3 protein-coding genes are annotated in these 7130 nt (G+C 78.5%); all 3 read left to right on the top strand.

Annotation, left to right across the window (positions count from 1 at the left end; all coding sequences use genetic code 11):
• Window positions 1-134 precede the first annotated feature (134 nt).
• Window positions 135-1679, top strand: coding sequence for a hypothetical protein (locus B0E53_RS31330; RefSeq protein ID WP_107079282.1), 1545 nt, complete (start codon window positions 135-137; stop codon window positions 1677-1679).
• Window positions 1680-3042: 1363 nt separating this feature from the next.
• Window positions 3043-4860, top strand: coding sequence for a VCBS repeat-containing protein (locus B0E53_RS31325; protein WP_168215458.1), 1818 nt, complete (start codon window positions 3043-3045; stop codon window positions 4858-4860).
• The coding region (locus B0E53_RS31320; RefSeq protein ID WP_210406287.1) for a hypothetical protein at window positions 4857-7130 on the top strand (2274 nt) is incomplete at its 3' end. The genes B0E53_RS31325 and B0E53_RS31320, both read left to right, overlap by 4 nt.

The raw sequence follows: 7130 nt of genomic DNA, 5'->3' as shown, positions 1-7130 counted from the left end.
CGCCGGACCGGTCCCCGCGCCGCGCCCCGGCGCGGAGGCCACCGAACCGTCCCGCCGCGCCGGCACGCTGCGCCGGCCCCGGGTCCGCGTGCCGCGCCCCCGGATCGTCCCCGCCGAACTGGAGGTCCGCTGACATGGGTGGCCTGCGTTTCCTGCCCTGGGTACGCGACGGCGTCGCCCGGGTGGTCGCCGACACCGACCCGCTCGCCGGGGCCCTCCCCCGGGCCCGGGCCGCGGTCGACCTGACCGTCACGGCGCTGGGCACCGAGACCGCGACCGGGGCGACCCGGGAGATCACCGGCACCTCGACGGCGCTGCTGCACGGTCCCGGCGACGTGGTCGGCGTCGACCCGGAGGAGATCATCCGCAGCTTCCCGGCCCCGGGCGCGGAGAACGTCGAGGTGTCGATGTTCGCGGCCGTCGAGTTCGACCGCCCCGACCTGCCCTGGCTCTACACCCCGGCCCGGCCGGACGCCAACGGCGGGCTGCGCCCCTGGCTGGTGCTGGTCGTGGTGCCGGTCGACGGGGGCGGCGAGCTGCGCACCGAGGCGGGCCAGGCGCTGCCCCGGCTGGCCACCACCGTCCGGCAGCTGCCGGCTCTTGCCGAGTCGTGGGCCTGGGCGCACGCCCAGGTGCTGGTCACCACCGAGGGCGAGGACGTCGCCGCGGTGATCGCCACCGCGCCGGAGCGGACCCTGTCCCGGCTGGTCTGCCCCCGCCGCCTCGCCGCCGGCGCCGAGTACCTGGCCGCGGTGGTCCCGGCGTTCGAGGCCGGCGTACGGGCCGGACTCGGCGAGCCGGTGGCGGACGCCGGGCCGCTCGCCCCGGCCTGGGGGCCCGGGTCCGGGAACCCCGGGCCGGACGACGCGGTGCTGCTGCCGGTCTACCACCACTGGACCTTCCGCACCGGGCCGGACGGCGACTTCGAGTCGCTGGCGCGCCGGCTGCGGGCCCGGCCGCTGCCGGCCGACGTCGGCCGGCAGCCGGTGGACATCGCCGCGCCCGGCGGCGGCCTGCCGGCGCAGGCGCAGGAGGGCGTCGGGGGGCGGTCGGTGCTCGGCTTCGAGGGCGCGCTGGCCTCGCCCGCGATGACCCCGACCGCCTGGGCCGAGGACGTCCGCGCCGCCTGGCAGGGCGCCCTGACCGGGCTGCTGCGGCACGCCGCCGACCGGCTCACCCCGCCGCTCTACGGCGACCTGCACAGCCAGGAGACCCAACTCCCCGCGCCCGGCGCGGAACCGCGCTGGCTGTCCGGGCTGAACCTGGACCCGCGGCACCGTGCCGCCGCCGCGCTCGGCACCCAGGTCGTGCAGCGGCACCAGGAGGACCTGGCGGCGGCGGCCTGGCAGCGGGCCGCCGAGATCCGCGAGGCCAACGAGCAACTGCGCCGCGGCCAGGCCGCCCGCGACACCGCCGAGGCCCTGTACGCCGCCGGGTCGACCCGGACGCGCCCGGCGCCACGGTCGGCGACGACCGGCTGGTCGCCCTCACCCGACCGGTGCACGACCTCGTCGAGGTGTCGAACCCGGGGCTGGCCGCGGACACCGCGGAACCGCTGGACCGGCGCCTCGCCGACAACCCGGGCGCGGCGGCGGCCACCTCCGCGTCGGTGCGCCGGCTGCTGCGCCCGCGCGGCCCCCTCGCCCGGCGGGTCGACACCGACGGGGCGGCGGCGCTGACCCGGCTCGCCGGCGGCGCCAGCGCGGTCCCCGCCGCCCGGGTGCCGGCCGGCGGCGCCGTGCTGGACACGCTGGTCAGCGACGGGCGCGGGGTGGGCGACCTGACCCGCGCCGTGATCGAGGCGGCCGCCGCGAACCCGTGGTGGCACACCGGGACCGGTGCCGTGCGCGCCCTCGCCGCCCCGGTCACCGCGCTGGCTGCCGACGACCCGGTCACCCGCGTGGTCACCAACGGCGGCGACCTGCTCACCGGCAAACGGTTCTTCGTCGGCGCGGCCGACGGCCGCCTGTTCGAGCGACGCCAACTCGCCCCGGACAACTGGGTGTGGCGGGACCACGGCGCCCCGCCCGGCACCGCCGTCGCCACCTCCGGCGCCGTCCTGGCCCCCGGCCGGGTCTACGTACGGACCCACGACAGCCGGCTGTTCGAGCGGAGCTGGGACGGGGACCGGTGGGTGTGGGCGGACTGCGGCGCCCCGGCCGGGGGCGTGCACAGCCGCCCGGCGGCCGGCGGCGGGCTGATCTACGTCCTCGGGGGCGACACCGCGCTGTGGCGGTTCGACCCGACGGCCCGCTCCTGGACCTCGCTGGGCACCCCGGTCGGCGGCAACGAGCGGCTCTGGGGCACGCCCCGGCCGTCCTTCGTCGGTGTGCTGGTCGCCACCAGCAGCAACCGGCTGTTCGGCTACGGGACGCAGTGGCGACTGATCCCCGGCCCGCCGATCTGGGGCTCCCCGGCCGCCGAACACGTCCACCCCGACAACCGGCGGGCCGTCGAGTACGTCACCCCGGACGGTCAACTCGTGTCGCTCTACGGCGACGCCACCCAGCAGCACGATCCCGTGCCGGAGGGCCGACGGGTGATCTCGCTGGCCCAGGACGCGCCCCCGTTCGGCAACGAGGAGGAGCCGGGCATCGCGACGCTCACGGCCAGCGTCACCAACCCGGCGGACGTGCGCCTCATGACCCGCTACCTCTGGTACCACGACGGGCAGGAACGGTACATCTGGAGCTGGCGTACCGAGACCACCCAGGTGCCGGCCGGCGGGTTCGGCGCGCACCGGCCCGGGCCGCTGGTCGGCGACTCGCGCGACGGCGAGCTCTTCGCGGTCACGGCGGACGGCCGGCTCACCTCCTGGCGCTGGGCCTACTCGCGGCCGACCGCCTGGGTCGACCACGGCACCCCGGCCGACCCGCGCGGCAGCGGGCCGACCGACGCGCCCGCGCCGGCAGCCGGCCGCGCACCCAGGTCGCGCACAGCCTCACGGAGGACGGCGCGGTACGGGAGCCGGCCCTCACCGCCGCGGTGGACGGCCCGGCCGTCCCGGCGGTGGCCCGGGCCACCGCCACCACCCTGGGCGCCGTGCTGCCCACGGCCCGGCCCACCCTGGTCACCGCCGCGCTGCTGCCGGGCACGACGGCGGGCACCGCCCGGATCGCCTACTGGATCGGCCGCGAGGCGGACGCGAACGGGGCGGCGGCCGGCGGCTGGACCGGCCCGTTCGAGCTGCCCGACCCGGTCAGCGCGGAGGCCGCCGGGCTCGACGTGGCCCTCGCCGACCTGGACGGCGACGGCCGCCCCGAGCTGATCGTGGCGTACGCGGTGAACCGCGCCGGCCGCACCGACAACACGGTGTTCTACCGGATCGGCTGGCGGCTGGACGAGACCGGCGCGGCGGCCGACGGCTGGAGCGACTCACTGCCCACGCCGATGCGGCTCGGCTCGGTCACCGCGGTCGGCGTCGACGTGGTGGACCTGACCGGCGACCAGACGCCGGACCTGCTGGTCTTCGCCACCGGCACGGTGGGCGGCGCGCCGGTGGCCCGCTACCTCACCGGGAAGGGCCTCAACCGGCGCGGCCGGGTCGTCGGCGGGTGGACCGCGGCGCGGGCGGTACCGGACGAGGCGGCCTTCGCGACCGCGGACGGTGCCGGCGTGGCCGTCGCCGACATCACCGGCACCCGTCGCCCCGACCTGGTGGTGGCCCGGCGCAACGGCGGCACCGTCACCTGGCGGGCCGCCTTCGACCTCGACCCCGACGGCGTCCCGGTGAGCTGGACAGCCGCCCTGACCGCGGCCGGAGCCGCCGACGCGGGCCCCCGCGGCTGCGCGGTCACGATCGCCGACCTGCGGGCCGACCTGGTCGCCGACCGGGCCAAGATGGGCGACGACTTCATGTCCGCGGCGGCCGCCCACCAGGGCCGGCTCGCCCCGGCCCAGGCGCTGGCCCGCGACCACCACCCGGCCCCGGTGGCGCTGGACGACGCCGCCGCGGCGGTCCGCGAGACGGTACGCCCGGAGACCGCCGTGGCCGGTGAGGTGCTGGCCGGGCTCACCCTCGGCGACGGCGACCTGGTCGACGCCCTGCCGGACAGCGGCGACCCGCTGCGCCGGCTGCTCGCCGGGGTCACCTTCGACGTGCCCGCCTACGAGCTGCTGCGCGGGCTGTCCCAGGAGCACGTGGTGCCGAACCTGCCGGCCGTCGCGCCGGAGACCATGACGGCGCTGGCCGCCAACCCGCGCTTCATCGAGGCGTTCCTGGTCGGGCTCAACCACGAGATGAGCCGGGAGATGCTGTGGCGGGAGTTCCCCGCCGACCCGAGGCAGACCTGGTTCCGGCAGTTCTGGGACGTCCGGGGCGCGGTGTCCGCGGGCGCGCCGCTGACCGACATCCCGGCGCTGACCGACCCGGCCTGGCGCAACGGGCCGCTGGGCAGCCACCTGACCGCCGTGGGCGCGCCCGGTGAGCAGTCGCTGGTGCTGGTCATCCGCGGCGAACTGCTGCGCCGCTACCCGTCCACCGTGGTCACCATGCGGGCGGCCACCTGGACCGGGCCCGAGGAACGCACCCCGACCGGGTTGGACGTGCTGCCGATCTTCAACGCCTGGCTCTCCCCCGACCTGCTGCTGTTCGGCTTCCCGTACACCGCCGAGGTGGCTCGCGGTGCCGCTCGCCGGGCCGACGGGGCGGCCGGGCACTTCTTCGTGCTCCGCGAGCAGCCCGCCGCGCCCCGCTTCGGGGTGGACCTCACCGGCGACCCGCCGCCGCCGGACGCGGTGGTGTTCGCCGGCCGGCAGGGCCGCAACGCCGCCGACACCGCCCGCGCGGTGCTGCAACGCCCCGTCCTCCTGGCCCGCCACGCCAGTGACCTGCTACCCACGCCGGAGAGCCAGTCATGAGCACCTCGACGTACGCCGCCGACCGGCCGCCGCTGTCCGGCGCGCTGACCGGCACCCCGTGGACGCTGACGGCCGCCGCCCCGGCCGTCCTGCTCCCGGTCCGCCTGGAGACCCGGTTCGCCGGCGCCACCCTGAAGATCCGCGTCTACCCCGACCAGATCCACGTGGACGACCACGAGCCCGGGCTCACCGCCGAGGAGATCGCGGCCGGGCGGGCGTACTGGGGGGACGGGCAGCCCGGCGGGCCGACCGGAACCCCGGACGAGGCGGCCTGGAGCGACCTGGTCCGCCGCTTCGGCGCGCCCCGGGCCGGCTGGATCGCCCGGGTACTCGAACCGGTCGGCGGGGTGTTCCCCGACCCGCTGACCCGCACCGGCCCCTGGTGCGAGCCGGCCCGGGCCCGGCTGCTGCCCACCCAGTGGTACGCGGTGGGCCGCACCGCCGGCGGAACGCTGTTCAGCGGCACCTCCGACCCGGTGACCCGGGACCTGGCGGTCGGCCCGAGCCCGGTGCCCGACACCGCGACCGGCACCATCGACCCCGCCGACGAGGCGCTGCCGATCGACGCCGGGATGCGCTGGACGGTCGACTTCGCCGCCGCGAAGGCCGCCGGCATGGCGTTCACCGTCACCGTCCCGCTCACCGCCAAGGGCGAGCCGGAGCAGGTCGAGCGGCTGCTGGTGTTCGGCCTGGACGCCGCCACCGGCCCGGCCGGCTCCGCCCGCGCGCTGGCCCGGCTGCTGGAGGCGCACGCCGCCACCGACGGGCTGGCCTTCCTCGCTCCCGACACCCCGACCAACAACACCGGCACGGACACCCCGGCCGCCACGCCGACCGTGACGGCGGTGTCAACTTCGGACAGCGCCGCCGGGGCCGCCATGCCGGAGGCGGCCGCCGCCCTGGCCGCCGCCGCCCTGGGCGTCCCGCTGACCGCCGCGCCGGACGACGCCCTCGCCGCCGCCCGCCGCGCACCGGCCCGCACCGGCGCGCCCACCGGGCTGGCCCGGGGCGGCGGCGCCACCGCCGTCGACCGGCCCACCGGGCGGCTGGTCCGTCGGCTGCTCTGGCCGGCCAGCTTCGGCGGCCTGCTGCGCCACCTGCTGCCGGTGGCCACCCCGGCCGAGCGGGCCGCGGTCCGCGCGCACTTCGTCGAGCACGTGCACGCCGAGGGTCCGCTGCCGACGCTGCGGATCGGCCGCCAGCCGTACGGGCTGCTGCCGGTGGCCAGCCTGCGGAACTGGCAGCCGGCCGGGCCGGGCGAGGCGAAGGCGGTCGCGCTGCTGAACAACCTGTGGCGCAAGGTCTGGCTCGCCTCCCCGGTGCCGCGGATCGTGCCCGGCCTGGCCGACCCGGAGGCCACCCTGCTGGAGATCCTCGGCACCGACGCCCGGGTGCTGGAGGTGCGGGCCCGCAGCATGCTCGGCAACGAGTACGTGAGCTGGCTGTGGCGCTTCGCCCGGCTCGGCCTCGGCCCGGACTGGCGCGAGCAGGTGGTGGAGCCGGCGCGGGACCTACTCGCCGCGCTCGGGCTGGGCGGCCCCACCGACCCCCGGCTCTCCCTGGCGGTCTTCGCCAAGCAGGCGTACGCGCTGGGCACCCCGCTGCTCGACGGGCCCGGGGCGCCCCGGGCCGGACGGGTGCGGGCCTACCTCGACGCGCTGGCCGCGGTCGGGCTGCGGGGCGACGAGGTCCCGGCCAGCCCCGGCGACGGGCCGGTGCCGCTGTTCCACCGGCTGCTCCGGGCCGCCCTGATCGCCGAGCACTCGGCCGCCGCGGACGCCTTCGCCGCCGAGGCGAACCTCCCCGGGGCCGCGGAGCTGCCCGAGCCGGAGCTGGTGGACATCCGCCCGCACGAGCGCACTCCGGTGCTGCGCCGGCGGCTGGCCGTGCCGGTGCCCGGCACCACCGCCACCGTCGGCGCGTACCTGGCCGGCACCTCCACGGACCCCCGGCAGGTGCGGGCCACCGCCGACCTGCGGGACTTCCGCACCGCGCTGACCGGCCTGCGCGACGCCCTCGACGACGGGCTGCCCGCGGCCGACCTGCACCGGCACGTGGCCGGCACGCTCGGCCTGGCCAGCCACCGGCTGGACGCCTGGATCACCTCGCTGGCCACCCGCCGGCTGGCCCAGGTCACCGCCGGCCCCGCGCCCGGGGTGCACGTCGGCGGGTACGGCTGGGTGGTCGACCTCGCGCCGGCCGGCAAGCCGACCATGGTGGAGCGGCCGGCGGACATCCCGGCGTCGGTGGCCCCGCCCACGCTGCCGCTC

Origin of the sequence: Micromonospora sp. MH33 (genome assembly GCF_003013775.1) — a bacterium.
Classification (GTDB): domain Bacteria; phylum Actinomycetota; class Actinomycetes; order Mycobacteriales; family Micromonosporaceae; genus Micromonospora; species Micromonospora fulviviridis.
Note: the sequence above shows the minus strand (reverse complement) of the source record. Positions and strands in the feature narration are given on the sequence as shown.